At 70.8% G+C, this 24,857-nt stretch carries 23 protein-coding genes; 8 read left to right on the forward strand and 15 right to left on the reverse strand.

From position 1 onward, the window contains the following. Positions 1-42: 42 nt before the first annotated feature. From L8M95_RS10135 to L8M95_RS10145, 3 genes are read right to left on the reverse strand one after another with little or no spacing between them, the layout of a single operon-like run. Positions 43-732 (reverse strand): phosphatase PAP2 family protein, encoded by a 690-nt coding sequence (locus tag L8M95_RS10135; protein ID WP_260486028.1) that lies wholly within the window; start codon positions 730-732, stop codon positions 43-45. Positions 733-763: 31 nt separating this feature from the next. Beyond that, positions 764-1,558, reverse strand: coding sequence for an ABC transporter ATP-binding protein (locus tag L8M95_RS10140; RefSeq protein WP_260486029.1), 795 nt, complete (start codon positions 1,556-1,558; stop codon positions 764-766). Then, complete coding sequence (locus tag L8M95_RS10145; protein WP_260486030.1) at positions 1,555-2,607, reverse strand: FtsX-like permease family protein; 1,053 nt, start codon at positions 2,605-2,607, stop codon at positions 1,555-1,557. The genes L8M95_RS10140 and L8M95_RS10145 overlap by 4 nt, the downstream gene beginning before the upstream one ends. Before the next feature lie 202 nt (positions 2,608-2,809). Here L8M95_RS10145 and L8M95_RS10150 point away from each other — a divergent pair, with 202 nt between their 5' ends. Next, entirely contained in the window at positions 2,810-4,099 is a 1,290-nt protein-coding gene (locus tag L8M95_RS10150; protein WP_260486031.1) for a sensor histidine kinase, read from the forward strand. Next, complete coding sequence (locus tag L8M95_RS10155) at positions 4,096-4,728, forward strand: response regulator transcription factor (RefSeq protein WP_260486032.1); 633 nt, start codon at positions 4,096-4,098, stop codon at positions 4,726-4,728. The genes L8M95_RS10150 and L8M95_RS10155 overlap by 4 nt, the downstream gene beginning before the upstream one ends. Positions 4,729-4,774: 46 nt before the next feature. On the opposite strand, the gene L8M95_RS10160 is transcribed toward L8M95_RS10155, so the two are convergent. The 8 genes from L8M95_RS10160 to L8M95_RS10195 all read right to left on the reverse strand — a co-directional run bounded on the left by L8M95_RS10160 (position 4,775) and on the right by L8M95_RS10195 (position 12,006). Further along, positions 4,775-5,347, reverse strand: a complete 573-nt coding sequence (locus L8M95_RS10160; RefSeq protein ID WP_260486033.1) for a GNAT family N-acetyltransferase — start codon at positions 5,345-5,347, stop codon at positions 4,775-4,777. Then, positions 5,344-6,456, reverse strand: a complete 1,113-nt coding sequence (locus L8M95_RS10165; RefSeq protein ID WP_260486034.1) for a hypothetical protein — start codon at positions 6,454-6,456, stop codon at positions 5,344-5,346. Before L8M95_RS10165 ends, L8M95_RS10160 begins: the two co-directional genes overlap by 4 nt. An 88-nt stretch (positions 6,457-6,544) precedes the next feature. Then, positions 6,545-7,561: a magnesium and cobalt transport protein CorA gene (locus L8M95_RS10170; protein WP_260486035.1), complete on the reverse strand. Its 1,017-nt coding sequence runs from the start codon at positions 7,559-7,561 to the stop codon at positions 6,545-6,547. A gap of 176 nt (positions 7,562-7,737) precedes the next feature. Then, on the reverse strand, positions 7,738-9,528 hold the full coding sequence (gene dnaB, locus L8M95_RS10175; protein ID WP_260489219.1) for a replicative DNA helicase: 1,791 nt from the start codon (positions 9,526-9,528) through the stop codon (positions 7,738-7,740). Between the two features lie 517 nt (positions 9,529-10,045). After that, positions 10,046-10,498 (reverse strand): 50S ribosomal protein L9, encoded by a 453-nt coding sequence (gene rplI / locus L8M95_RS10180; RefSeq protein ID WP_260486036.1) that lies wholly within the window; start codon positions 10,496-10,498, stop codon positions 10,046-10,048. A gap of 116 nt (positions 10,499-10,614) precedes the next feature. Then, a complete protein-coding gene (locus L8M95_RS10185; RefSeq protein ID WP_260486037.1) occupies positions 10,615-11,193 on the reverse strand; it encodes a single-stranded DNA-binding protein in 579 nt (192 codons plus the stop codon). Between the two features lie 105 nt (positions 11,194-11,298). Then, positions 11,299-11,586, reverse strand: a complete 288-nt coding sequence (gene rpsF, locus L8M95_RS10190) for a 30S ribosomal protein S6 (RefSeq protein WP_260486038.1) — start codon at positions 11,584-11,586, stop codon at positions 11,299-11,301. A 159-nt stretch (positions 11,587-11,745) separates the two neighbouring features. Further along, entirely contained in the window at positions 11,746-12,006 is a 261-nt protein-coding gene (locus L8M95_RS10195; protein ID WP_260486039.1) for a LuxR C-terminal-related transcriptional regulator, read from the reverse strand. A 236-nt stretch (positions 12,007-12,242) separates the two neighbouring features. On the opposite strand from L8M95_RS10195, the gene L8M95_RS10200 reads away from it, so the two are divergent. Beyond that, the gene (locus L8M95_RS10200) at positions 12,243-16,097 is read left to right on the forward strand and encodes a hypothetical protein (protein ID WP_260486040.1); all 3,855 of its coding nucleotides are present in this window, start codon (positions 12,243-12,245) and stop codon (positions 16,095-16,097) included. A 355-nt stretch (positions 16,098-16,452) separates the two neighbouring features. Here the strand turns inward: L8M95_RS10200 and L8M95_RS10205 are convergent, their stop codons facing one another. The 4 genes from L8M95_RS10205 to L8M95_RS10220 all read right to left on the reverse strand — a co-directional run bounded on the left by L8M95_RS10205 (position 16,453) and on the right by L8M95_RS10220 (position 21,206). Continuing rightward, positions 16,453-16,644 carry a hypothetical protein gene (locus tag L8M95_RS10205; protein WP_260486041.1) on the reverse strand — a complete coding sequence of 64 codons (192 nt, stop codon included), beginning with the start codon at positions 16,642-16,644 and terminating at the stop codon, positions 16,453-16,455. Continuing rightward, positions 16,641-18,308: a glycosyltransferase family 87 protein gene (locus L8M95_RS10210; RefSeq protein ID WP_260486042.1), complete on the reverse strand. Its 1,668-nt coding sequence runs from the start codon at positions 18,306-18,308 to the stop codon at positions 16,641-16,643. Before L8M95_RS10210 ends, L8M95_RS10205 begins: the two co-directional genes overlap by 4 nt. 92 nt (positions 18,309-18,400) lie before the next feature. Further along, complete coding sequence (locus L8M95_RS10215) at positions 18,401-20,677, reverse strand: transglycosylase domain-containing protein (protein WP_260486043.1); 2,277 nt, start codon at positions 20,675-20,677, stop codon at positions 18,401-18,403. A gap of 130 nt (positions 20,678-20,807) precedes the next feature. Then, positions 20,808-21,206, reverse strand: coding sequence for a DUF5318 domain-containing protein (locus tag L8M95_RS10220; protein WP_260489220.1), 399 nt, complete (start codon positions 21,204-21,206; stop codon positions 20,808-20,810). Between the two features lie 289 nt (positions 21,207-21,495). Between L8M95_RS10220 and L8M95_RS10225 the strand changes: the two genes are divergently transcribed. The 5 genes from L8M95_RS10225 to L8M95_RS10245 all read left to right on the forward strand — a co-directional run bounded on the left by L8M95_RS10225 (position 21,496) and on the right by L8M95_RS10245 (position 24,744). After that, positions 21,496-22,047 (forward strand): PadR family transcriptional regulator, encoded by a 552-nt coding sequence (locus L8M95_RS10225; RefSeq protein WP_260486044.1) that lies wholly within the window; start codon positions 21,496-21,498, stop codon positions 22,045-22,047. Continuing rightward, positions 22,044-23,132: an inositol-3-phosphate synthase gene (locus L8M95_RS10230; protein ID WP_260486045.1), complete on the forward strand. Its 1,089-nt coding sequence runs from the start codon at positions 22,044-22,046 to the stop codon at positions 23,130-23,132. The genes L8M95_RS10225 and L8M95_RS10230 overlap by 4 nt, the downstream gene beginning before the upstream one ends. A gap of 21 nt (positions 23,133-23,153) precedes the next feature. Beyond that, a complete protein-coding gene (locus L8M95_RS10235; RefSeq protein WP_260486046.1) occupies positions 23,154-23,720 on the forward strand; it encodes a hypothetical protein in 567 nt (188 codons plus the stop codon). 150 nt (positions 23,721-23,870) lie between these two features. Continuing rightward, complete coding sequence (locus L8M95_RS10240) at positions 23,871-24,539, forward strand: HemK2/MTQ2 family protein methyltransferase (RefSeq protein WP_260486047.1); 669 nt, start codon at positions 23,871-23,873, stop codon at positions 24,537-24,539. Positions 24,540-24,573: 34 nt separating this feature from the next. Further along, positions 24,574-24,744 (forward strand): CDGSH iron-sulfur domain-containing protein, encoded by a 171-nt coding sequence (locus L8M95_RS10245; protein WP_260489221.1) that lies wholly within the window; start codon positions 24,574-24,576, stop codon positions 24,742-24,744. Positions 24,745-24,857 lie beyond the last annotated feature (113 nt).

Raw genomic sequence — 24,857 nt, forward strand, 5'->3', positions numbered from 1 at the left:
ATCAGCTCCAACGGGACTCACCGCGGTGCGGACGGACCGGCTTCAGACCCATTCCGCGAGCGCGGGGGCGTACCGGCGGAGCAGGCGGGTCACCAGCACCAGGACCATCACGAGGATCCCGACCCACAGCACGGCCAGGCTCCAGCCCGCGAAGACGTCGCTGGGGAAGTGGACCCCCAGGTAGACGCGGGACGCGCCGACCGCGGCGACGTAGACCACCGCCACCGCGAGCACGGCCCACCGGAAGCGGGTACCCCAGGCCAGGACGACGAGGGGAGCAGCGATCGACATCGACCCCATCGCGTGCCCACTGGGGAACGAGAAGGTGTTCTCCGCCGACATGTGCTCCCAGAAATCCGGGCGTGTCCGCTCGAACGCCGCCTTGAAGGCGACGTTGAGTCTGGACGAGCCGTACACGGCGGCCAACACGAGGAATGCGCCCCCGAACCTGCGCAGGACACACAGCAGCAGGGCGATCACGACGGAGGCCACCAGCACGACGTGACCACCGAGATAGCTGGCGGTCTCCGCCGCGGCCGTGAGCCAGGGTGTCGTCGCCCCGTGCACCCACATCATCACGGGCTGGTCCACCGCGACGCTCCCGTCGGTAGCGGCCAGGGCCAGCCCGACGAAGACCCCCAGGAGAACCAGGAGCACCGCGGCGCCCGCCGCCGGCGCTCTCCACGAGGACACCCCGGGGACGCGCCGGGCATTGCCATCGTCGAGGGTCATCGCCCCAGCGTAGGGACCAACGATGAGAAAATCAGGAAAAACTTCTGTCAGGCGACGTGGTCGTGACCGCTCCGTCGACCAGTTGGACCCCCGCGTCGCACCGGGCCGCCATCGCGGCGTCGTGCGTCACGAGCATCAGCGCCACGTCGAGCTCACGTGCGGTGTCGAGCAGGAGGTCCATGACGACCCGCCCGGACGCGGAGTCGAGCGCGCTCGTCGGCTCGTCGGCGAGCAGGAGCGACGGTCCGCTCATCAGCGCCCGCGCCACCGCCACCCGCTGCCGCTGCCCGCCGGACAGCGCCCCGACCGACCGGCCGGCGGCATCGCTCAGACCGACCATGTCCAGCAGGTCGTCGGCCCGATCGCGCGCGCGGCGCCGTCGGGCCCGGGACGGCCGCGCCCCCAGCCACGCCATGGCCTCGAGTTGTTCCCGCGCCGTGAGGGACTCGATGAGGTTGGCCTGCTGGAACACGATGCCGATCTCGCGTCGGCGCAGTTCGGCCCCTCGGCGCGCGTCCACCGCGGCGAGATCCACCGCCCCGTCCCGGGTCTCCAGCCACACCCGCCCGGCGTCCGGCCTGACGAGTGTCGCGGCGACGGCGAGCAGGCTCGACTTCCCCGACCCCGAGGGGCCGGTCACCGCGAGGCTGCGGCCCCGCCCGATCGCGAGTGAGACGTCGTCGACGGCGGTGACCCGGCCGTGGCCGTCGGGGAAGGTCAGGACGACGTTCTCCAGCCTCAGTGCGGTCCGGACGGGCGCGGTGGTCGCGGAGGTCGACGACGACGACGTGGTGGTGCTGCAGGTGTGGGACTCGGAGCAGTTCATCGGGCCGCCCCCAGGGCGGAGTTGGGGTCGGCGGTCAGCACGGGCCGCAACGAGACGGCGGCGCCCGCGAGGCCGAGGACGGCGAGCAGTGCGGCCGGCACGAGGGTCGTCGCGGCCGAGACGACGAACGGCACGGTGCCACCCACGGCCAGGCCGAACAGTGCGGCGATCCCGACCCCGCCCGCGACGCCCACGGCCAAGACGACGGCGGCCTGGCCGACCGAGTCGCGGACGACCGCGGCGGTGGACGCCCCGAGCGCCTTGAGCACGGCCACGTCCCGACGGCGCTGCATCCCCCACACGGCGAAGAACGCGCCCACGACCAGTGCGGTGACGGCGAGGAGCATGGTGGTCATCGTGCTCAGCGAGGTGTTCTCGGCCCGATGTGAGGGCAGTGCCGCGACGAGTCCGTCGGGGTCGACCAGCGTGAGTGCGGCGTCGCCGGCGACGGCGTCCCGGACGGCGTCCGCCGCCACGGACATGGTGGTGGCGTCCCCGCCGCGCGGAGCGAGTGCGTGCCAGGTGTCGAGGTCGGTGACGACGACGGGGGTGTGTGAATGCCAGAGATCACCGGCGTGTCCGGCGACCGCCAACGCGCTGCTTCCGAGGTGGATCACGCCGACGTCGGAGCCCACCTCGTCGTCGACACCGTCGGAGACCAGGACCTCCCCCGGCGCCGGTGGCGCCACCGATCCCACGGGTCCGGCCAGTCCCACGGCGACGACGGACACCCCGGTCTCGGTGCCGTCGTCCAGCGTCGTCCTCGCGATACCCAGCGGCACGGCCGCAGGGTCCTCCGCGCCGATGGCGGCCACCTGGCCGGCGGTGAGTGCGGCGCGGTCGAGGTCGACGGCGCCGGAGTCGTCGGCGGGGAGGACGAAGCCCGAGCCGTCCGTGCCGAGCGCCCTGAGCGCGGACACGCTCTGGTGTGCCAACCCGGCGGTCAGGCCGAGCAGGCCCGCCACCAGGACGGACAGCATCAGCACGACGCCCGTGATGAGGGCGAATCGCCACCGCGCGGTGCGGAGTTCGCGGAGTGCGAAGAACATGGGGTCCCTTTCGTGGGGTCTGCCAGTCGTGAGGGTCCAGCTCTCGTGGAGGACTGACTCTCGTGGAGGTCTGCCTCCAGGCTCGTCCCGCGGACGCCGGACCGGATCGGCCACGAGGGTGGTCCCGCGGGGACGAACGGTGGGGCCGGCCTCCACCGTTCGATGGATGCCGAGGTCTACAGCGACGACTAGCGTCGACCGGGTGACCTCCGCGCCCGCGCCCGCCGCCGCCGCGCCCGCCGCCGAGCTCCCACCCGAGTCGGCGGGGGTCCGGGTGGTGTTCGCGCAGCTCCAGGTGGCACTGCACACGTTGGTGGCCGCACTGCTGGCCCTGACGCTGGTCAGCGCGCATCGGGACACCTCCGGCATGCCCGATCCGCTGGCGGTCGGCGCCGCGGTGGGGTTCGCGGCCGCGTACGTCGCGGGGACCGTGTGGGCGCGCCGTCGCCCGACGACCGCCGCCGTCCGGGTCGGCTGGTTGATCGTCGTCCTGGCGTTGTGGGCGTGCCTCGTGGTCCGGGTTCCCGAGGCCGCCTACCTGGCGTTCCCCCTGTTCTTCCTGGTGCAGTTCCTCCTGGGCGTGTGGGCGGGCACCGCGGCGGTGGCGGCGCTGTCCGCCGTGGCGGTCGTCGCCCTGGGCCTGCATCACGGGTTCACTCCAGCCGGGGTCATCGGCCCCACGGTGGGAGCGCTCGTGGCCCTCGGCCTGGGCGCCGGCGTCCGGGCACTGCACCGCGAGTCCCGGGCCCGGCGGGAGGTGATCGCCGAGCTCGTGGCCACCCGCTCGGTGCTCGCGTCGCGGGAACGGGAGGTGGGCCGCGAGGCCGAGCGCGCGCGGCTGGCCGGGGAGATCCACGACACCGTCGCGCAGGGGCTCGCGAGCATCGGAATGCTGCTGCACGCGGCCGAGCGCGCCGCACCCCAGGGGCCGGCAGTCGACCAGATCCGTCTGGCCCGGGAGGTGGCGGGCGAGAACCTCACCGAGACCCGCCGTCTCATCGCCGCCCTGCGGCCCGCGCCGCTCGACGGCGTGTCGCTGGCCGGGGCGCTGGGCCGTGTCGCCGCCAGGTGCCGGGCCGAGAATCCCGGGCTCGAGGTGTCCGTCACGACGGAGCACGCGAGCGAGCACACCGACAATCACGTCGGCGAGCACGCCACCGAGCCGCCGGCGGAGCTCGCCGCGGTACTCGTCCGGGTGGCGCAGGAGGCCCTGACGAACGCGGTGCGGCACGGTGCGCCGCAGAAGATCACGCTGACCCTGTCCGGCTCCCCCACCACCGTGGCCCTGGAGATCGCCGACGACGGCCGCGGCTTCGACATCGCCGCCCCGCGCACCGCCGCCTCATTCGGGCTCGACGGCATGGCACGGCGGGTGGGCGACCTGGGCGGGCGGTTCGAGGTCGACTCCGAGCCGGGGTCGGGCACGGTGGTCCGCGCCGTACTGCCGGTGCGGGAGACGGCGCCGGGGACCCGCTCGGGGGACGAGAGATGACGACGACGAGGACGCGTGTCCTGATCGCGGACGATCACGCGGTGGTGCGAACCGGGCTCCGTGCGCTGCTCGCCGCCGATCCCGAGATCGAGGTGATCGCCGAGGCGTCAGCGGCCGATGCTGCCGTGGAACGGTGCAGGATCGGAGATGTGGACGTGGTGCTGATGGACCTGCGGTTCGCGGGGGATGCCACCGCCGGTGTGCTGGCCACCGCAGCGATCCGAGGGTTCGCCGACCCTCCTCAGGTGTTGGTGCTGACCAGCCACGACACGGACGCGGACATCCTCGGCGCCATCGAGGCCGGGGCCTGCGGCTATCTGCTCAAGGACGCCGGCCCCGACGAGCTGCTGGGCGCGGTGCGCGCCGCCGCCGCCGGCGAGAGCGCCCTGTCCCCCACCGTCGCCGCGAGGCTGATCAGCCGGATGCGCCACCCGCGGCCGGTGCTGACCGAGCGGGAGTCGGAGGTCCTGCGGGCCGTCGCCACCGGGGCGACCAACCGGCAGGCCGCCGCGTCACTGCACGTGTCGGAGGCGACGGTCAAGACGCACCTCGTCCACGTCTTCGACAAGCTCGGCGTCACCTCGCGGACCGCGGCGGTGGCGCGGGCACGTGAGCTCGGGGTGCTGTGACGCCGGGTTTCCGGGAGTTCGTGTTGCTGTGAGTTCGTCGACGCGGTCACCCGAGCGGTCGCCTCATCACGATCCGTGGAAAGCCCGACGACACCGACGAGGTATCGGCCACCTTGACGAAGCCTGCTGACTCGAACAGGGTGCGGAAGCCGACGAAGGCCATGGTCAGGTCGACCTTCTCCGCACCGTTGTCGACGGGCACCGCCTCGACCGCGGGGGCTCCGTTCTCGCGGGCGAAGTCGACCGCCCCCGAGACGAGGGCGTGGGCGATCCCCCTGCCGCGGTATCCGGGGCGGACCCGGATGCAGAAGATCGACCACACCGGCACCGAGTCGACCGTCGGCACCACCCGGGATCGCGCGACGGGCAGCTCGCGTCGCGGGGCGACCCCAACCCACCCGACGGGCTCGTCGCCCAGATAGGCGAGTACGCCCGGTGCGATGTCCCTCCCACACAGGTCGCGGACGAGGTCGCCGCGAGCACGACCGACAAGCGACCTGTTGGTCTTCGCGTCCAGTCGGTGACTCAGGCACCAACAGACAGAGGCATCCGGGTTCTTCTTCGGCCCCAGGAGGACTGCGACGTCGTCGAACCGGTCGGCTGGGCGCACCTCGATCATCGTCGTGCCCCCTCCTGGTCGGTCCGGCGCTCTCCGGGGAAGCCGGTCGGCCGGGTGACCGGGGGCTCGGCCCAGATCTCCGCGAGGACCTCCCAGTGGTCCTCATCCATCATGCTCGCCGGGATGACCGACACCGCGTGCGCCCCGGCCGCCGCGACCGCCCTCAGGCCGGCACTCAGGTCCCGCGGCGACACGACAGCAGCTCCCCGACTCCACAATCCGGTCGACATCACTGTTCGGTCCCCGAAACGACGGCGAAGGGATGCGACGAGGACGGCGCCGTAGCTCGGATCCCGATTGCCCAGTGCAAAGTAGTTCCAGACCGCGATGCGGTCCACGGAGCCGAGCAGCAGACCGTAGTCGTGACCGGAGTCCGGCCTGTCGCCGTCGGGGTCCTCCCAGTTGACGCGGACGTCCATCTCCACCGGGACATCGAACTCGGCGACCCGCTCAGAGATCCGGCGCATCACTCGAGCCAGGGACTCGGCGCGCCAGCGGTGGATGGCCGAGTGGTGGACGTCGATCTCCTCGTTCTCGCGCGTGGGGAACCCCGGGCGGCCCGTGTGCTCGGTGAAGTGGGACAGGTCCTCGGTACCGAAGGTGGCATCGTCGAACATGAGCTCCGTCAGACTGATCCTCTCCGGCCGGTAGCGGCGAGCCACCTCGCGGCAGATATCCACTAGGTGAGCGCCGAAGTGGCCACCGTCGAGGGCGGAGACCGCCAGGAAGTCCGTCGAGGACTCCCCATCGATCGTCCGGCCGGCGATGGCCGGATCCCGCTCGATCGCCCGGGGAGCGAGGGCATCGACCACCAGCGTGATGGCGAGTCCGTCGAGTCCCGCCAGCGCCTCCCGGACGAAATCACGTCCGGTCCTGGCGACGACGGAGGATTCCCACTCGGGGGCCGCGTCGAACGGAAACGCCAGCCAGTCCCCGCGCCCCACCGAGATCGTGGCGCCGGTGGCGTTCACCTCCTCCAGGCGGGTACGAACCGAGTGCCAATCGGCACGCTCGTCAGCGACGTCCTCGAATCCGAACGCCACGGTTCGTTCCCTCGGGACGGGCATGGCGCTCCGCTGAACTCCCCGCTGACCTCCGTCAGTGCCCATGCCCAACGTCCTACTCGCCGGGCCCGGAACGGTCAATGCCGCATGGGGCGATCACCCGACCGGAGCGCTACCTCGAGACCGGCCGAGCTCAGAGCCACTTGTTCCGCTTGAACACACCAAACAACCCCAGACCCATCATCAGCATCAATAGCAATGCGAAGGGGTAGCCGAGCTCCCAGCCGAGTTCGGGCATCTTCTGGAAGTTCATTCCGTAGACGGTGCCCACCAGGGTCGGCGCGAACAGGATTGCCGCCCACGACGAGATCCGCTTGACCTCTTCACTCTGCGCGAGGCTGGATTCCGTCAGTCGTCTCATCTCGTCATTCTGCCGCTGGCCGACCAGGGTCGCCTGCACCGTCAGCGCATTGTTCAGCAGCGCCCGGAAACCACCGATGCGGTCGCTGATTCGGATCGCATGGTCGTCCACATCGCGAAGTCGCCTCTGCAGCTCCTCATCCATGGAGTACTTCTGCGCCCCCAGCTGTAGCGCTTCGAGCATCCCGACCAGCGGTTGGACCGCACGTTGGAATTCGATCACTTCCCGGGAGAGCGCATAGATTCGACGCGACACATCCGCGTGGCCTGAGAAGATCTCATCCTCGATTTCGTCGATGTCGTTCTCAAGACCTGCCACCACCGGGAAATACTGGTCCACGACCTCGTCGAGAATTCCGTACAGCACCGCCTGAGGTCCAAGCCCCAAGAGCTCGGGATCGCTTTCCATCCGTCGTCGCACCCGGCGCAGATCCGGGGATTCGGCCTGCCGGATAGTCACCACGAAGTCCGGTCCAACGAAGATGTGCACCTCACCGAACTCGACCGTCTCGTCCGCGTCGATGTATCGGGCCGGGCGCAACACCACGAACAGGACGTCTCCGTAGCGCTCGAGCTTGGCTCGTTGGTGACCGCGCAGCGCATCCTCGACCGCCAGCTCGTGCAAGCCGAACTCTTCGGACACGGCTTTGATCTCGTCAGGATCGGCCCTGTACATACCGATCCAGGCCATCCCGGCACGCTGCCGCATCAACTCGAAGGTCTCATCGAGGCTCGATGGGTCCGCGGTACGACGACCGTCCTTGTATACCGCGTTGTCTACCGTCGTCATCCGTGCCCACTCTTTCGTCCCGGCGTCGACGCACCCCGATGGCAGCCATGGCACCGCGATGACCGTACCTCCACCGTCGAGCCATACTCACCACATCCGGGCACCGCAAGATCCATGCAGGTTCGACGCGCCGTGGAAATTCGAACGGACGACTAGTTGGCACCCGGCAGGAGCAGCTACAGGCCCCGCGCCATGTCCACGAACCGCGAGTAGTGGAGCTGGTGCGCCACCGTGATCGTGGACGTGGGACCACCACGGTGCTTGCCCAGGATCAGGTCGGCCTCGCCGGCGCGCGGGTCGTCGCGCTCGGAGGCGTCCGGCCGGTGCAGCAGCATGACGATGTCCGCGTCCTGCTCCAGTGAGCCGGACTCACGGAGGTCGGACACCTGGGGCCGCTTGTCCGTCCGCTGCTCCGGGCCACGGTTCAGCTGGGAGATCGCGATCAGGGGGACGTCGATCTCCTTGGCCAGCAGCTTGAGCTGACGAGAGAACTCGGAGACCTCCTGCTGACGGGACTCGACCTTCTTGCCCGAGGACATCAGCTGCAGGTAGTCCACCACGATCAGCCGCAGGTCGTGCTTCTGTTTGAGCCGGCGGGCCTTGGCGCGGATCTCCATCATCGTCATGTTGGGAGAGTCATCGATGAACAGGGGCGCCTCGGAGATCTCGCCCATGCGCCGGGCCATCCGGGTCCAGTCCTCGTCGCTCATCTTGCCCGACTTCATGTCGGACAACTTGACGCGTGCCTCGGCGCTCATCAGACGCATGACGATCTCGGTACGACTCATCTCCAGCGAGAACACCACCGAGGCGAGGCCGTGCTTGATGGAGCACGACCGCATGATGTCCAGGCCGATGGTCGAGTTGTGCGTGGGGATCGCGGTGGGGCCCGCCAGGTACAGGTGGTCGGCAGCGGCCACCTCGATGCACTTCACCGGGACGCTCTCGGCGCCGCGCACATCCGTGATCACCCGGGCCGCCCGGCCGGAGCCGGGATGCTCGGGGACGACGATCCCGAAGTCACAGACCAGCATGAGGGTGTCGAGCGATTTGGTGGTGACGATCTGCTCGGTGCCACCCATCTCGATACGCCACTCGTGCTCGGCGTCGGCCACCAACTCGGTGCCGTCGTTGAACCGGACGGTGAAGCACGGACGGTCCTGCCACACCTCGGTCACGGCGACGACCTCGGTGGGCTGCCCGTCGGCACCCAGCACCCGGTCCCCCACCACGACCTCGCCCATGGTGGTCTGCCCGTCGGGCGTGGGCAGGACGGTATGCAGCGCGAGCGCCTTACCCACACCGGGTCGGGCGGCGATGATGATCATCTGGCCACCGTGCAGGCCGTTGGTGACGGCGTCCAGGTCGGCGAATCCGGTGGGCACCCCCTGGGCGAGCCCGCCCGCGGTGTGGATCGCGTCGATCTCGTCCATCGTGGGCTGGAGCAGCTCCTCGATGATCACGAAGTCCTCGGTGGTGCGCCGCTCGGTGACCTCGAAGATCTCCGCCTGGGCGCGGTCCACGACCTCGGCGACGTCCGCGCCCTCGGAACCCGAGTAACCGAACTGCACGATGCGGGTGCCTGCGTCGACCAGGCGGCGCAGCACCGCCTTCTCCGCCACGATCTGCGCGTAGTACCCGGCGTTGGCCGCGGTGGGGACGGTGGAGATGAGCGTGTGCAGATACGGGGCACCGCCGGCACGGCGGAGGTCACCGCGGCGGTCGAGCTCGGCGGCAACGGTGACGGCGTCCGCCGGCTCACCGCGGGCGTACAGGTCGAGGATCACGTCGTAGATCGCCTGGTGCGCGGGCTTGTAGAAGTCGCCCGGCTGGATCTCCTCCACCACGTCCGCGATGGCGTCCTTGCTCAGCAGCATCCCGCCGAGCACGGACTGCTCGGCGGTGAGGTCCTGCGGCGGGGTGCGGCCGAACTCGCCGCCGCCCCCCTCGTCCGGCGGAGGCGGCATCTCGCCGGGACCGCTGAATCCCCCCTGCGCCATGACCGCTCCTCTCCGCTGTAGAACTCGTACCGCCACCGACCCCGAACACGCACCGACCCCGTACGGGCACCCCGGTTCAGGCGCCGAGCGACCCCTTCACTGTAGGTCACCGGACCGACACGCCCGGCGCCCTGTCCGACCAGTTATCCACAGGTCTATCCACATTTGCGAGAGAGCACCTGTGGACAACTGTGGATGGATGTGAGTTACGCAGGGCCGATGGGCGTATCACTGTGGAGAACCGGTGGAATGCCCAGGCCACTTCCTGCAAAACCGCAGGTCACCAACATTGTCGCAGGTCGCCGCGTCGGTGGAGAACGCCGCTTACCACGTCACAAACAGGGACACAATGGATAACGAAAGATGAACGGCACCGATCTGAGAACCGTCCGGACCCTAGGCATTACAACTAGTTATCCACAGGCCGTCCACAAAAGCGAGGGCCCCGATCGTCACTGTGACGACCGGGGCCCTTCGCGGTGAATCAGGCGGGAACGACCTCGACCGCGACGCGCGCGGTGGTGTCGTGTCCCAGGTCGACGACGACGCTGTGGGCGCCGGTCGACTTGATGTGCTCCTTAGGCATCTCGACGGCACGCTTGTCGAGGGTCGGGCCGCCCGCAGCCTTGATGGCCGAGGCGACATCGCCCGCGGTGACCGAGCCGAACAGCTTGCCGGTGTCCGAGGTCTTGACCGCGACCTTGACATCGGCCAGCGACTCGAGCTTCTGCTTGAGCTCGTTGGCGTGGTCCGCGTCGCGCACCTCACGGGCCTCCTGGGCCCGCTTGATGGACTCGACCTGACGCTCGGCGCCCCGGGTGGCCACGATGGCCAACCCGCGCGGGAGCAGGAAGTTACGACCGTATCCGCCCTTGACCTCGACGATGTCGCCCGGCGCACCGAGCTTGTCGACGTCGGCGGTGAGGATCAGCTTCATGATCCGTCTACCTTTCTTTCCTCCGACGGACCCGACCGGGGCCGGGATGTCGCGAGGTCATGTCTCATGCTTATGGGGTGGGACGCGCGCTGCGCCCCCGGGGAAATCGACTCGCTCTAGAACGGGGGCTCGTCGTCCATGCCACCGAAGCCACCGGAACCGCCGGCCTGCGGGGCACTGCCCCACGGGTCGTCGTTCTGCTGACCACGGCCCTGGCCGCCGCCGTATCCGCCCTGCGGCTGACCGCCGCCCTGGAATCCGCCGCCGCCCTGCTGTCCGCCACCCTGGAAGCCGCCGCCCTGCTGGCCACCGCCCCCGCCGCCTTCGCGGTTGGTGCGGGTCACCTTGGCGGTGGCGTACTTGAGCGACGGGCCGACCTCGTCGACCTCCACCTCGTAGACGGTGCGCTTCTCGCCCTCACGGGTTTCGTACGACCGCTGGCGCAGCCGACCGTTGACGATGACTCGCATGCCCTTCTGCAGCGACTCGGCGACGTTCTCCGCCGCCTGGCGCCAGACGTTGCAGGTGAGGAACAGGCCTTCGCCGTCCTCCCACTGGTTGGTCTGCGAATTGAAGCGGCGTGGCGTGGAGGCGATCCGGAAGTTCGCCACCGCGGCACCCGACGGCGTGAACCGCAGCTCGGGATCCGCGACGATGTTCCCGACCACTGTGATAGGGGTGTCGCCCTGTGCCATGCGCTTGTCCTCCGTGTTGAAGCCGGCGTATTACAGCCTGAGGTGGATGGTGATCGAAGGCCGACCGACCGCGCCCAGATTACCGGGGCGGTCGGACACTCCGGGTCACTTGTCGGCGCGGAGCACCTTGGTGCGGAGGACGCTCTCGTTCAGACCGAGCTGACGATCCAGCTCCTTGACCGCGTCCGGCTCGGACTTGATCTGCACGACGGCGTAGATGCCCTCGGTCTGCTTGTTGATCTCGTAGGCGAAGCGGCGCTTCCCCCAGACATCGACCTTGTCAACCGAACCGCCCTCTTGCCGGATCACGTTGAGGAACGTGTCCAGCGACGGCGCAACGGTGCGCTCGTCGAGACTCGGATCGAGGATGACCATCACTTCGTATTGACGCATGGGACCTCATCACCTCCTGTGGACTACAGATTCGGCCACGGTGTCTCCGTGGCAGGAGGGTCGTTGCGTCAGCAACCGCTCAAGGCTACCCCGTGTGTTCTCGGGAGGTGAAATCCCCACCGACGGCGACGCCACCGTCGTCGACGGCCCCGCGACCCGTCAGAGGTCGTCGAGTGTGATGTGGCCGTCCTCCAGGGCCCGTAGCAGCAGCCTCACCTTGGTACGCGCGGGCCGACCGACGGCCTCGTATTTGGACCTCACCCGCTGGATGTACGTGCTGACGGTGGAGTCGGCGAGGAACAGCCGCTCGGTGACCTCGCGCTTGCTGTCCGAGACGAGCCAGGCGACGAGCACCTCCACCTCCCGGTCGCTGAGTTCCGGTCGCGCAGCAGGGGGCCGGAAGGGAATCGTGGCGGTCATGGCGTCCTCCGTTCTATGAACTCCGACTCATTCTGGTGCCGCCCGGTGACGGGGTGAACATCCCCCGAGTTGTCCATACAACTCCGTACGGCTGCGTCCCACGTTCGTATGAAACCCCAGCACATGACCTTCGAATCCCTTCCGTACGCCGCTCATCCGGCCGTACGATGTTGACCATGAACACCTCCCGCGGGGCCGACGAGCCCGCCGTTGGACGATCAGCCGTTTCTCAGATTATGACTCGGGAGGAGCTCGGTGCCGCGCTCACCGCTCTCCGGGTGGCGGCCGGACTCTCGGTCCGCGACGTCGTGCGGCTGGTCCCCTCGCTGACCCTCGGAACGGCGTCGGGCTGGTTCTCCGGACAACACGTCCCGACGCGCGCCAGTGAGTCGACGCTCGTGGAGATGCTCCGACTTCTCGGGGTCGACGGGGACACGGGCTCCGCCGGGGACCCGGACGAGTGGCGGGCCGCCGTCGAGCGGGTCCGGATGCGTCCGGGACCCCGCCCCACCCCCCGCCGCGGCCGGAACGGCGCCCGACCCGGCGGCGACGCCGACGCGCCCACGGACCCCACCGCACCGGCGGGGGCCGATCCGGCCGACCACCGTCCGGCCCCCCGCACGGCCGTGCCCCAGCCCGATGACACGGGCAGTCCCTACGTCGGCCTGCGGTCCTACCTCAGCGACGACGCCGCCCTCTTCCACGGCCGCTCGGCCGAGATCGAGCAGATCCGGTCCCGCCTCACCGCGTCGCGGATGCGACCACTGCTGGTGGTGGGCGCGTCCGGCTCGGGCAAGTCCTCGCTGCTCGCCGCCGGACTCGCCCCGCGCTGGGTCGACGAGGGCTCGACCGTGGCGATCGTGCGCCCGGACGAGGTCACCGCCGAGCTCGCGAACTCCGCGGGCCACCTCGCGGTGGACCAGTTCGAGGAGATCTGGGCGGACGAGGTCAGCGGCGCGCGCCGGGCCGAGGTGTTGACTCTGCTCGCGGGCCGCGCTGCCGACCGCCGCCCCACGGTCCTGGCCCTGCGCGCCGACTTCTTCCAGGCCGCCCTCGCCGAGCCCGTCCTGCGCGACGCGCTCGACGACCCGGTGGTGATCGGCCCGCCCAGCCGCGACGAGCTCGCAGAGATCATCGTCGCGCCCGCCCGCTCCCTCGGTTACGCGGTCGAACCCTCGCTGGTGAACCTCCTGCTCGACGCGGTCGCCCCGGCCGACGGCGGCGCCGGGGAGCGCTCCCTGCTCCCACTGCTGTCCCACGTGCTGCTCGTGTGCTGGGAGCGCAGCCGCCGGCGCCGGATCACCGTGGACGACTATTACTCCTCCGGCGGGGTGGAAGGCGCCGTCCGCGCGTCGGCCGAGTCCGTCTACCAGGAACTGGATCCGGCCGGCCGGGCCGCCTGCAGGACCCTGTTCCTCCGGCTGGTCGACGTCCGTTCCGCCCGTCCCGTCCGCCGCCACGCCCCGCTCGCCGAGCTGTCCGAGGACCTCCTCGTCGTCGCCACCCCCTTCGCCCACGCGGGCCTGCTCACCGTGGACGGCGAGGCGGTGACCCCCACCCACGAGGTCCTCTTCTCCTCGTGGCCGCGCCTGGTCGACTGGATCGACGCGGATCGCGAGGGCCTGCGGACCCTCGCTCGTATCCGCTCCGCCGCCGTCGACTGGGAGGGGTCGGGGCGCAGTGAGTCCGCGCTGCCCCCCGCCTCGGCCACCGCCGACTACGTGAGGTGGAGGGACGACGACGAGGACGGATCCAACGCCCACCTGGCGGAATCGGAGCGGCAGTTCCTCGCCGCCGCCGAATCCCATCACCGGTCCGTGGCCCGGCGGGACCGCACACGCATCCGTACCCTGACCGTGCTGGCGGCGTCGTTGGCGGTGGTGACCGTACTGGCCCTGGTCGCGAGTGGTGTCGCACTCCGGGCCGGCGCGGACGCCCGGCACACCCGCGACGTCGCCCTGTCCCGTTCCGGATCCGTCTCCTCGACCACCGCCTTCGCCCGCGACCCGGGCCTGGGCCGCGCATTGGCCCTGGCCGCCTACCGGATCCGACCCACCACCGAGGCGCGGTCGGCGTTGCTCAACACCAGCCGCGCCGACGTGCCGCTGCGGTTCGAGGCCGCACCCGGTAGTGGACGCGTCGTCGCGCTGCCGGACGGCGCCGGCGTCGCCTCCATCAGCTCGGACGGCGTCCTGCGGATCTTCCGCGCCGGGGACCCCGACGCGTTCGCCACGCTCGTCCCGGGCGCCGGTGAGCGCCAGGAACTGTACGCCGCCGACCTCTCTCCGGACGGCTCCGTCCTCGGGGTCGCGGGGCAGGGCGGGGTCCAACTGGTCGACCTCCGCGATCCCGCCGCCCCCGAGGTCCTCACGGTCCTCGAGCAGCAGGCCGGGCCGTTCCACTCCGTCGCCTTCTCCCCCGACGGCACCACCCTGGCCGCCGGTACCGGGGACGGGCGCGTCCTGCGATGGCCGCTGGACATGCGCGGCGGGGCGCCCGCCGTCACCGACCAGCGGGCCCGGATCGCCGTCCCGGACCCCGGCGCCGAGGTCGCCAAGCCCGTCGAGTCGCTGGCCTGGCTGCCCGACTCGCAGACCCTGCTGCTCGCCAACCGCACCGCCGGGGTGAAGACGCTGCTCGACGCCGGGGCGGACGGGGGCGGCCGGCGCGGGCCCGCCCTCGACACCGGCCCGGACGCCCTGCCCATGTCCCTCGCCGTGAACGTCGACGGCACCCGGATCGCCGCCGGCACCACCGGCCGGACGGTGCAGCGCTGGCAGGTCGACGGCAGCGGCGCCGGGGCACTGGAGAGCGCCCGCCCACTGCCCCCGCTGACCGGGTGGAACGCCTACGTCAACGACGTGACCTTCGACGACCGGGGCCGGCTCGCCGCCGCCGGATCCGACGAGCGGGTCCGCGTCTACGACCGCGCCGGTCAGATGCTCACCGAACTGCCCGCCTCCCAGGTCGCGACAGGCGTCCGGTTCACCGACTCCGACCACCTCGCGACCTACTCGGTCGACGGCCTGGTCCGGCTCTGGCCGCTGGACCGCCTGGGGGCCGCGTCGGAATCCAACTCGATCTTCCAGACAGCGTCCTCGGCGGATCGGACCACCGGGGTCCTCGGCGTCACCGCCGCGGAACTGCACCACACCGTCGTCGACACCACCGGCCCCGTCCCGCGCGAGACCGGCCGCGTCATCCCCGACGCCGGCACCCGGTTCTCCGGATCCCTGGCCATGTCCCCGGACGGTCGCGTCGTCTACGCCGGGCTCGCCGACGGCGGCGTGCAGGTGTTCACCGCGCCGTTCGGGCCGGCCACCCGGTCGGTCGCCCGCCTGCCCGTCACCTCCGGCGTGGTGGTGGCCAGCCCGCTCAGCCCCGACGGGCGCACCCTCGCCGTGTGCAGCGACACCAGTCCCGACCTGGGGCTCGTCGACGTCACCGACCCCACGCGTCCCGAACTCCGGGTGACGGTACCGCTGCCGGACCCGTGTGTGGTCGCCGAGTTCTCCGCCGATTCCGGCCGGCTCGTCGTGCCGACGCTCGGGCCCGAGACGGTCATCCTCGACATCACCGACCCCGACCGACCGGCCGTCGCGCACCGGCTCACCACCGGGATCGGCGCCTCGCCCTCAGCCGGGTACGCGCACGACTCGCCACTGCTGGCCACGTCAGGGGGCGACAAGACGATCCGGCTGTGGGACGTCTCCGGCGCCTCGACGCCCCGCGAGCTGTCCTCGTTCACCGCGCCGCCCGGGGAGATCTACTGGACCGCCTTCTCCGCCGACGACGATCTCCTCCTGATCACCTCGAGCACCGGGCAGGTCACCGTGGTGGACGTGTCCGACCCGGCCGAGCCGAGGCCGTGGGCGGTGCTGGGGTCGACCACCGATCCACTGCTCTACCAGGGCCGCAGCGCCTCACCCACGGGTGGATTGCTGGCGGTGGGCGTCGAGGGCGCCATGTGGATGTGGCAGCTCGACCCGGACCGGGTGGTGAGCGAGGCCTGCGCCGGCGGCGTGCAGCTCACCGATGAGGAGTGGGACCGGCACTTCCCGGACACCGAGCCGTTCGACCTGTGCGGCTGAGCGGGTCCCGCTGCGGGATTGCCGGGCCGCCGACCGGCCGGGCACTGGGCCAGCGCGGCCGGCCGGGCAGCCGGGCAGCGTAACCGGCCCGGGATGCGCTGGCTCGTTGGCTTACGCGCCGAATTTGGTGCATCGCCCCAGCACAACCCCCTCTGAGGCGTACATTCCCGCAGCGTAGGTCAAAGAGGCAGCGTATCCGGCGAGGGGTGTGCTGGTGGAGTGTCCGCACGGGCCCCGAGTCGGCCGAGCAGCCCACTCCCCCGGCGGGCGAGGCCGGCCGGGGGAGGCCGGCCGGGGGAGGCCGGCCGGGGGAGGCCAATGCTGGGCCGGCGGCCGCTGACCGGGGTCGGGCCGGTCAGCCGTGCTGGAGGCCGATGGTCAGCGCCTGCGACACCGGGATCACGGTGAGGAACAGGAACGCCGCCACCGTCCAGCCGATCCACACCGGTTGGCGCCACCCCGCCCGGTAGCCGCCGGCGGCGGTGACCATGCAGATGAATCCGATCAGGATGCAGACGAACATCCAGATCATGGAGCTTGTACTCATGGGGTGGCGTCCTCTTCTCGGGGGGCGTCAGCAGTGTCGGTCGGGGTCGTCGCCGGGGCAACGGTCGCAGGTGACGCCTCGCCGGCCGCGGACAGGGCACCAGCAGAAGACCGGGCACCAGCGGTGGACGGGAAATCGCCGGCGGCACGCGGCGCGGTCACCAGGGGTTCGTCCGGATCGGCGAGCACCCCGGCCAGCGGGTCCGGGCCGTCGGGTGTGCCCTGGTGCGTCATGCGTACGCGGTCCAGGTGGGGCCGGTAGATCTCGAGGATGACCACCGCGCAGACGGCCACGACCAGCAGGTCGCGGACCAGGACCAGCGGGTGGAATACCTCCGCGCCGATCCCCTTGTTGTCCACACCGTGGAAGTACGACATGTGGGCCACCCAGAGCAGGGCGTCGAACGCCATCCACGGCAGCAGGAGCCGCACGCGGGGAACGGCGAGCACCGCGAGGGGCACCAGCCAGAGCGAGTACTGCGGACTCCACACCTTGTTGGTGAGCAGGAAGAACGCCACGATGAGGAACGCCAGCTGCGCGACCCGGGGGGTGACGGGCGCGGTGAGTCCGATGACCAGCACCGCGATGCAGCCGAGCGCGAACAACACCAGCGACACCAGGTTGAGGGTCGCGGGGGCCTCGCCCGCCGCGCGGGCCGCGTCGAATCCCTGCCAACCGGTGAGGGTCTGGATGACCGCGTAGATGCTCTCGGGATTGGCGGGCCTGTCGGAGTTGAGGCGGAAGAACTCACGCCAGCCCTGGGGGAACGGGATCATGACCGGCAGGTTCACCGCCAACCAGGCCGCCACCGCCGCCGCGGCCGCCTTGCCCAGCTCGACGAAACGTCTGCGACGCAGTGCCACCACGAGCAGGGCGCCGAACAGGAACAACGGGTACAGCTTCGCGGCCACGCCGAGCCCCAGCACGACCCCCGCCCAGACCGGGCGACGGCGGGCCCACAGCAACAGGGCGACGGAGGCGAACGCGACCGCCATGAGGTCGTAGTTGGTGAAGGCCTGGAAGATGATGAGCGGGCTGGTCGCCATGATCAGCGTGTCCCAGGGCCTGCGCCCCGCGGAAAGGTAGGTGGCCCACACGGCGATCATCCACGCCAGCGCGAGCAGGACGCTGCCCAGGACGAAGTACTTGGCCACCTCGATGAGGCCGCCGGGGAAGAGGGCGTGCCAGGCCTGGGCCGCCTGCGCCGTGACGTACTGGAACATCCCGGACAACACCGGGTACTCCATGTAGCGGACCTCACCGTTGTCGGCGACCCACATGTACTTGTACGGGAGGGCGCCGGTGTCCAACCCCTCGGCCGAGTACAGCGGCAGCGGATCCGCGTAGCACGCCTTGTAGTACTGACGGCCGTCCCAGTTGAGGCCCGGCTGGGAGCCGTCGCCGGGATGGGTGGTCTCCAGGCAGGCGGCCTTGGAGAAGAAGCCGAACGCCAGGAAGATCACGGCGAACAGCATGATCACGCGCAGCGGGGTCCAGACCCGCTGACGACCCACCACCGCGTGCCGACCGACCGGCCCGCCCCACGCCGCGATGGCCTCTTCGGCGGCCCCGTCACCCGGGCGGACCCGCTCGTGCGGCCCCAGTGAACGGAGGTCGTCGTCGAGCGGCAGCGGGGAGATGTGGCCGTTGCTCTGCACGGTCACACCCTAGTCCACGGCATTTCGCACCCGGGCCCACGGCGATCGCCATCCGGCCCGGGGCGGCGGCAGCCGTCGGGCGACGTGACCACCGCGCGTCAGGCGCCCGGGTCGCCTCCCCCAGCCTCTCCACCGGCGCCTCCTCCGGCGCCGCCGCCGGCGCCGCCGCCACCGGGGACCGGTGCGGGCTCCGGTGCGGGGGCCGGGGCGGGCGCGGGGGCCGGGGCGCCGGCTCCCGGGATGACGATCTCCGGCAGTCCGGGGACCTGGAGCGTGAGCGGCCCGGGCGCCTGGGGCGCCGGCGCGGGCTCGGCCGGGGCCGGGGCGGCACTGGGCTCGGGCGTGAAGTCACCGGAGTCGGTCCCGTCCGTGGTGCCCGAGCTGCTGCCGGAGGACTCCCACTGGGACGCGCCGGCCTGGCCCCCGATGTACCCGGGTTCGGGGAAGCTCTCCCAGTCCGTGCCCGACAGTGCGCCGTCCATCGCGGACTTCCAGATGTCGGCAGGCAGTGACGCGCCGTACATCGTCCCGCCCCAGGCGTTGAGCAGCGGCTGGTTGTCGTCGGTGCCGACCCACACGGCGGTCGCGATCGACGGGGTGTAGCCGACGAACCAGGCGTCCTTGTTGTAGCCGCTGTCGCCGAGCTGGGTGGTGCCGGACTTGGAGGCCGAGGGCCGTCCGCCGGCCAGTGAGTGTCCGTTGGAGTAGGCGGCGATGGGCTGCATCGCGGAGGTGAGGTTGTTGGCGACGTCGGCGTCGACCACCTCTTCGCCCTCGACGGAGGAGTTGTCCAGGAGCACCTCGCCGTCGGCGGTCTCGACCTTCTCGATGAAGTGCGTCGGCCGGTGGACGCCCTCCGCGGCAAAGGTCGCCAGGCCGGTGGCCATGTCCCGCACGCGGATCGGGTACTGGCCCAGGATGAGGCCGTCGTAGGGATCCTCGCCCTGCTCGCTCAGCGTCTCCCACGGCAGGCCCGGGATCTGCTTGGGGATGCCGACGCGGTGGGCCATGTCGCGGACGTCGTTCGCGCCGTTGTCGAGCATCCGCTGGAGCCGGATGAAGGAGGTGTTGAGCGACATCAGCAGCGCCTGGGAGAGCGAGCACGAGCCGCAGGACTGACCGTTGACGTTGGTGACGGTGACGTTGCCCGTGGTCACGGGCGCGGACGAGATCTGGGTACCCAGACCGATGCCCTGCTCGAGGGCCGCGGCGACGCCGAAGATCTTGAACGTCGAACCGGTCTGCAGGGGGGCGTTGGCGTAGTCCCAGCCCTCGGCCTCCTCGCCGCCGTAGTACCCGATCACCCCGCCTGTCCTGGGGTTGATCGACACGATGGCGGTCCGGTTCTCCGGCCTCTCACCCTGCATGTTCGACCGCGCCGCGTCGACCACGGCGGCCTGGGTCCGGGGGTCGATCGTCGTGGTGATCTTCAGCCCGCGGGTGTTGAGCATCTGCTCGTCGATCCCGGCCAGGGCGAGCTCGGCCAGCACCTGGCGGCGGATGGGCCCGTTGCTCGGGTCGCCGACGTTCTGCTCGATGGCCTGCGGGTCCTCGACGACCTGGGGGAACACCGCGTTTCCGCGCTGCTGGGCGTCGATCGCGCCCATCTCCCTCATGCCGTCCATGACGTAGTTCCAGCGCCCCTCCGCCGCCTGGCGGTTGTTGAGCGGGTCCAGCGCGGAGGGCGACTGGATGACGCCGGCCAGCAGTGCGCCCTCCTCGATCGTGAGGGCCTCGACCGGCTTGTTGAAGTACGCGGTGGAGGCGGCGGCGATGCCGTAGGCGCCGCGGCCGAAGTAGATGGTGTTGAGGTAGGCCTCGAGGATCTGGTCCTTGGACCACTCGTTCGTCATCTTGGCCGCGATGATGATCTCTTTGGCCTTGCGCTCGTAGGTGGGCGCGTCGCCGACCATCGTGTTCTTGACGTACTGCTGGGTGATGGTGGAGCCGCCGCCCGCGCCGGACTCACCGGTGATCTGCCCGATCACCGCGCGGCCGATGCCGGTGGGGTCGTACCCCTCGTTGGTGTAGAAGCTGCGGTCCTCGGCGGCGATCACGGCGTTGCGCACGTGCACCGGCACCTGGTCCAGCGCGATGAGCGTGCGGTTGCCCTCCGGAGGGACGATGCGGCCGATCATCGTGGTGCCGTCGCTGGAGTAGATCTCGGAGATCTGCTCGGTGCGGACGCTGCCCGCGCTCGGGATCTCGGTGCGGTTGTACATCACGCCCGCGATGGCCAGGGGGATCACGAGGACGACGACGGCGAGGAGGATCACCGTCGTCCAGACCGGATGGCGACGGGCCCAGCCGGGCCGGTCCGGGTTGGTTCCCCGGTCCTTGTCGGCGGATCGACTCGTCCTGCCACTCTGCGTCATGTTCTACCCTCCTGCGAGCCGACCCGATTGGCCCGGGAGTCCCCCGGTTGCGGTGCTCTGGCGACCATTGTGTACGAAATCGCGACGGATTCTGTACTCCCCGGCCCCCGCCGGGCGCTCCGGGTGGGCGTCAGTGGTGTCGCCGGAGCTCCCGCGCCGCCCGTCGCACGCCCTTTCCGGTGCCCGGGGTGAGCCCCACCTCATAGGAGAGGATGAGGTGGTTCCAGGAGCAGCTCCGGCAGACTTCCACCACGTGGACGGTGAACCCGTCGTGGGTCAGCGCGAGCTGGGCGATCTCGTCCTCCCCGCGCGCGGAGCCGGACGCGGTCCCGAGGTCGTCACCGAACACCCAGGAGACCTCCGTGAGGTTCTCCTTGCGGCAGACCGGGCAGACCGTCTCGGTCTCCGCGCCGTGGAAACCGGCGGCGCGCAGGAGGTAGACGTCCGCGTCGCACACCTCGCGTAGCGAGAGCGCGCCCTCGCGCAGGCCCCCCAGGACACCGCGACGACGCAGGGCGAAGTCCACCACCCGTCGACGCCGGAGCGCCGCACGGCCGGTGGGGTCCTCGGGCCCCGGCGGGGGGCCGGGTCGCGGGGAGCGGGAGTCGGCCTGGTCCACGCCGTCCAGCCTACGGCCCCCGTCCCGGGCCCGGGCCGGACCGAGCCCCGCGGGCGCCGCGGCGAGGCCCGCGACACGTCGGATCGATGCCACACCTCGGTATATCGGCCTGATACATCAGCGGGTGTACAGTCGGTGTCCGTCGCATGACACGAGGCGCACGACGTGCAGGCACGATTCGCGGGAAGGGGGAGACGGAGTGCTCGAACTGGCCATCCTGGGGCTGCTCGACGAGCGGCCGATGCACGGCTACGAGCTGCGCAAGCGACTCTCGGAAATGCTCGGGACGGTCCGGACCGTGTCCTTCGGTTCCCTCTATCCCACCCTGCGCCGCCTCCAGCAGCAGGGGGACATCGTCGAGGACTCCTCGGCCGCCACCGCGACGCGCCCGCCCGCCACCGCGCGACGTGGCCGGAAGACCTACCGCATCACCACCCGCGGCAAGGAGACGCTGGCCGCCCTGCTCGACGAGCCGGCGTCGGCGTCGTTCACCGACGACGGCTTCGGCGTCCACCTCGCGTTCTTCGACCGCACGCCCGGGCCCGCCCGGGTGCGACTGCTCGAGGGACGGCGCCGGGTGCTGGAGGAGCGTCGCGAGGGCCAGCGGGACGCCGCCACCCGCACCGGACCCTCCGAGCTGCGCTACGCCCGGCAACTGACGCTGCTCGGGTTGGAGACCAGCGAGCGCGAGCTGCGCTGGATCAACGAACTCATCCGGACAGAGAACCCATCACAAGGAGAACCCCAATGACCGACCAGAAGGTGCGCGTCGCGATCGTCGGCGTCGGCAACTGTGCGTCCTCGCTCGTGCAGGGCGTCGAGTTCTACAAGGACGCCGCGATCGACCAGACCGTCCCCGGCCTCATGCACGTCAAGTTCGGCGACTACCACGTGAGTGACGTGGAGTTCGTCGCCGCGTTCGACGTGGACGGCAAGAAGGTCGGCATGGACCTCGCCGAGGCGATCAACGCCTCCGAGAACAACACCCTGAAGCTGTGCGACGTACCGCCGACCGGCGTGAGCGTCCAGCGCGGACCCACCCTCGACGGCCTGGGCAAGTACTACCGCGAGACCATCGAGGAGTCCGCCGCCGAGCCCGTCGACGTGGTGCAGGCGCTGCGCGACGCCGAGGTAGACGTCGTGGTCAGCTACCTGCCCGTCGGCTCGGAGGAGGCAGACAAGTTCTACGCGCAGTGCTGCATCGACGCCGGCGTGGCGTTCGTCAACGCCCTCCCCGTGTTCATCGCGTCCGACCCCGTCTGGGCCGAGAAGTTCCGCAGCGCCGGCGTCCCGATCGTCGGTGACGACATCAAGAGCCAGGTCGGCGCCACCATCACCCACCGCGTCATGGCCAAGCTGTTCGAGGACCGCGGCGTCGCGCTCGACCGCACGTACCAGCTCAACGTCGGCGGCAACATGGACTTCAAGAACATGCTCGAGCGCGACCGCCTGGAGTCCAAGAAGGTCTCCAAGACCCAGGCGGTGACCTCCAACCTCGAGGGATCGCTCAAGGACAAGATCCACGACCGCAACGTCCACATCGGCCCCTCGGACTACGTGGAGTGGCTCGACGACCGCAAGTGGGCGTACGTTCGTCTCGAGGGACGCGCGTTCGGTGACGCCCCGATCAACCTCGAGTACAAGCTCGAGGTGTGGGACTCGCCCAACTCGGCGGGCATCATCATCGACGCCGTCCGCGCGGCCAAGATCGCCAAGGACCGCGGTATCGGCGGACCGATCCTGCCGGCCTCGGCGTACCTGATGAAGTCGCCGCCGGAGCAGATGGCGGACGACAAGGCCCGCGCCGAGCTCGAGGCCTTCATCATCGGGGCCTGACCAGCGCAGCAGAGGGATCGTATGAACCGCACAGCGACGAACCACCCCCAGACCGCCACCGGGCGTCGCCGTGCCCCGGCCGTCATCGCACTCGCGATGGCGGCCGGTGTCGTACTCGGGGCCTGTTCCGCGGACTCCGGTGACGGCATCGCCCCGTCGCCGACGACGCGGACGAGCACCTCGTCGTCGTCATCAACCCCGGCTCCCACCACGACGGCCTCCGACACCGCGGAGCCCGTGTCGGCACCGCCCGCGCCGGCACCGCCCGTCGCCGCGGCGCCCGCGACACAACTGCCCGCCAACGTCGTGGGCACCGGCGGACCCTGCCAGATGCTCGGAGAGGTCGCGCAGGCCCAGGACGGGTCCGCCCTGTTCTGCACCGAGGACCCCGGCGGGGCCGGCCCACTGTGGCTGCCGCAGGCCGGCGCCGATCCCGGCGGGGGCGGCGTCGCGGATGCCACCGGCCAGGCCCGACCCGGCGGCCCGTGCGCACAGGAGGGCCTCGCGGTGACCGGCGTCGACGGCGCCGTGCTCACCTGCCGCCTCACCGGTGGGGGCGACGTGCCCGGCGGACTCTACTGGCAGTAGGGCCCGCCCGCCCGCTTCCCCCGCATCGCCCGCTTCCCCCGCTTCCCCCGCAGCCCGTCCGGCACCCGGCGGGGCCTCATCCGGTTGCAGGTGGCGCGCTGCGCAGATTGACTGGGCAACAACTGTCCCGAAGATCAACCGGAGGCCCCGATGACCCAGACCCGGTTCACCCATATCGAGGTCGACGACGGTGTCTACGCGCCCCAGGACGACTCCTGGCTTATCTGCGAAACGCTGGACCAGTGCGATCTGGTCGCGGGCAAGCGAGTCCTCGACATCTGTACAGGCAGCGGGATCCTTGCGATCGAGACCGCGATCAAGGGCGCCCGGGAGGTACTCGCCTACGACATCTCCCCCGCCGCCGTGGCGTGCGCGACGCGCAACGCCGAGCGGGCCGGGGTGCGGGTGGACGTCCGGCTCGGCACCCTCGACGACGCCCGCCGGGCCGGGCCCTTCGACGTGGTGGTCTCCAACCCGCCCTACGTCCCCTCCGACGCCCCGCTCGAGGGCACCGGTCCCAACCGGGCGTGGGACGCCGGCGCGAACGGCCGGGTGGTGTTGGACCAGCTGTGTGATCTCGCCCCGGACCTCGTCGCGCCCGGCGGGAGCATGCTCATCGTGCACTCGGAGTTCTCCGACCCCCCGCAGACAATCCGCAGACTCCAGGAGGCCGGTTTCACGGCGCGGTCGGTCGCCACGCGCATCGTGGACTTCGGCCCCGTCATGACGTCCTACGCGGAGCGACTCGAGGCCGCCGGCCTGCTCGAGCCCGGGCGACGCGAGGAGGAGCTGGTGGTGATCCGCGTTGACCGCCGCTGACGCCCGGCGGGTGCGGATCGTGCCCGGTGGCCCGATGCTCGTCGAGGGCCCGGTCGAGTTGACGACCCCCGACGGCGAGCGCGTGTGCTCGGACCGCTTCATGGTGGCGGTGTGCACGTGCCGACGCAGCAAGACCTACCCGCTGTGCGACACGAGTCACCGGCGCAAGGTGCGGTCGACCGGGACGTCCCCCGACGACGACTGAGCGGAGCCCCGGCCCAGACCCCGGGCTTGCCCCAGCCCCCGCCCGCCGCCCGCCGCCCGCCGCGAATCCGCTACTCGGAATAGGGATCTGCTACCCCAATGCGCATAGCGGAT

Origin of the sequence: Dietzia sp. B32 (genome assembly GCF_024732245.1) — a bacterium.
In the GTDB taxonomy this organism is placed as follows: Bacteria; Actinomycetota; Actinomycetes; order Mycobacteriales; family Mycobacteriaceae; genus Dietzia.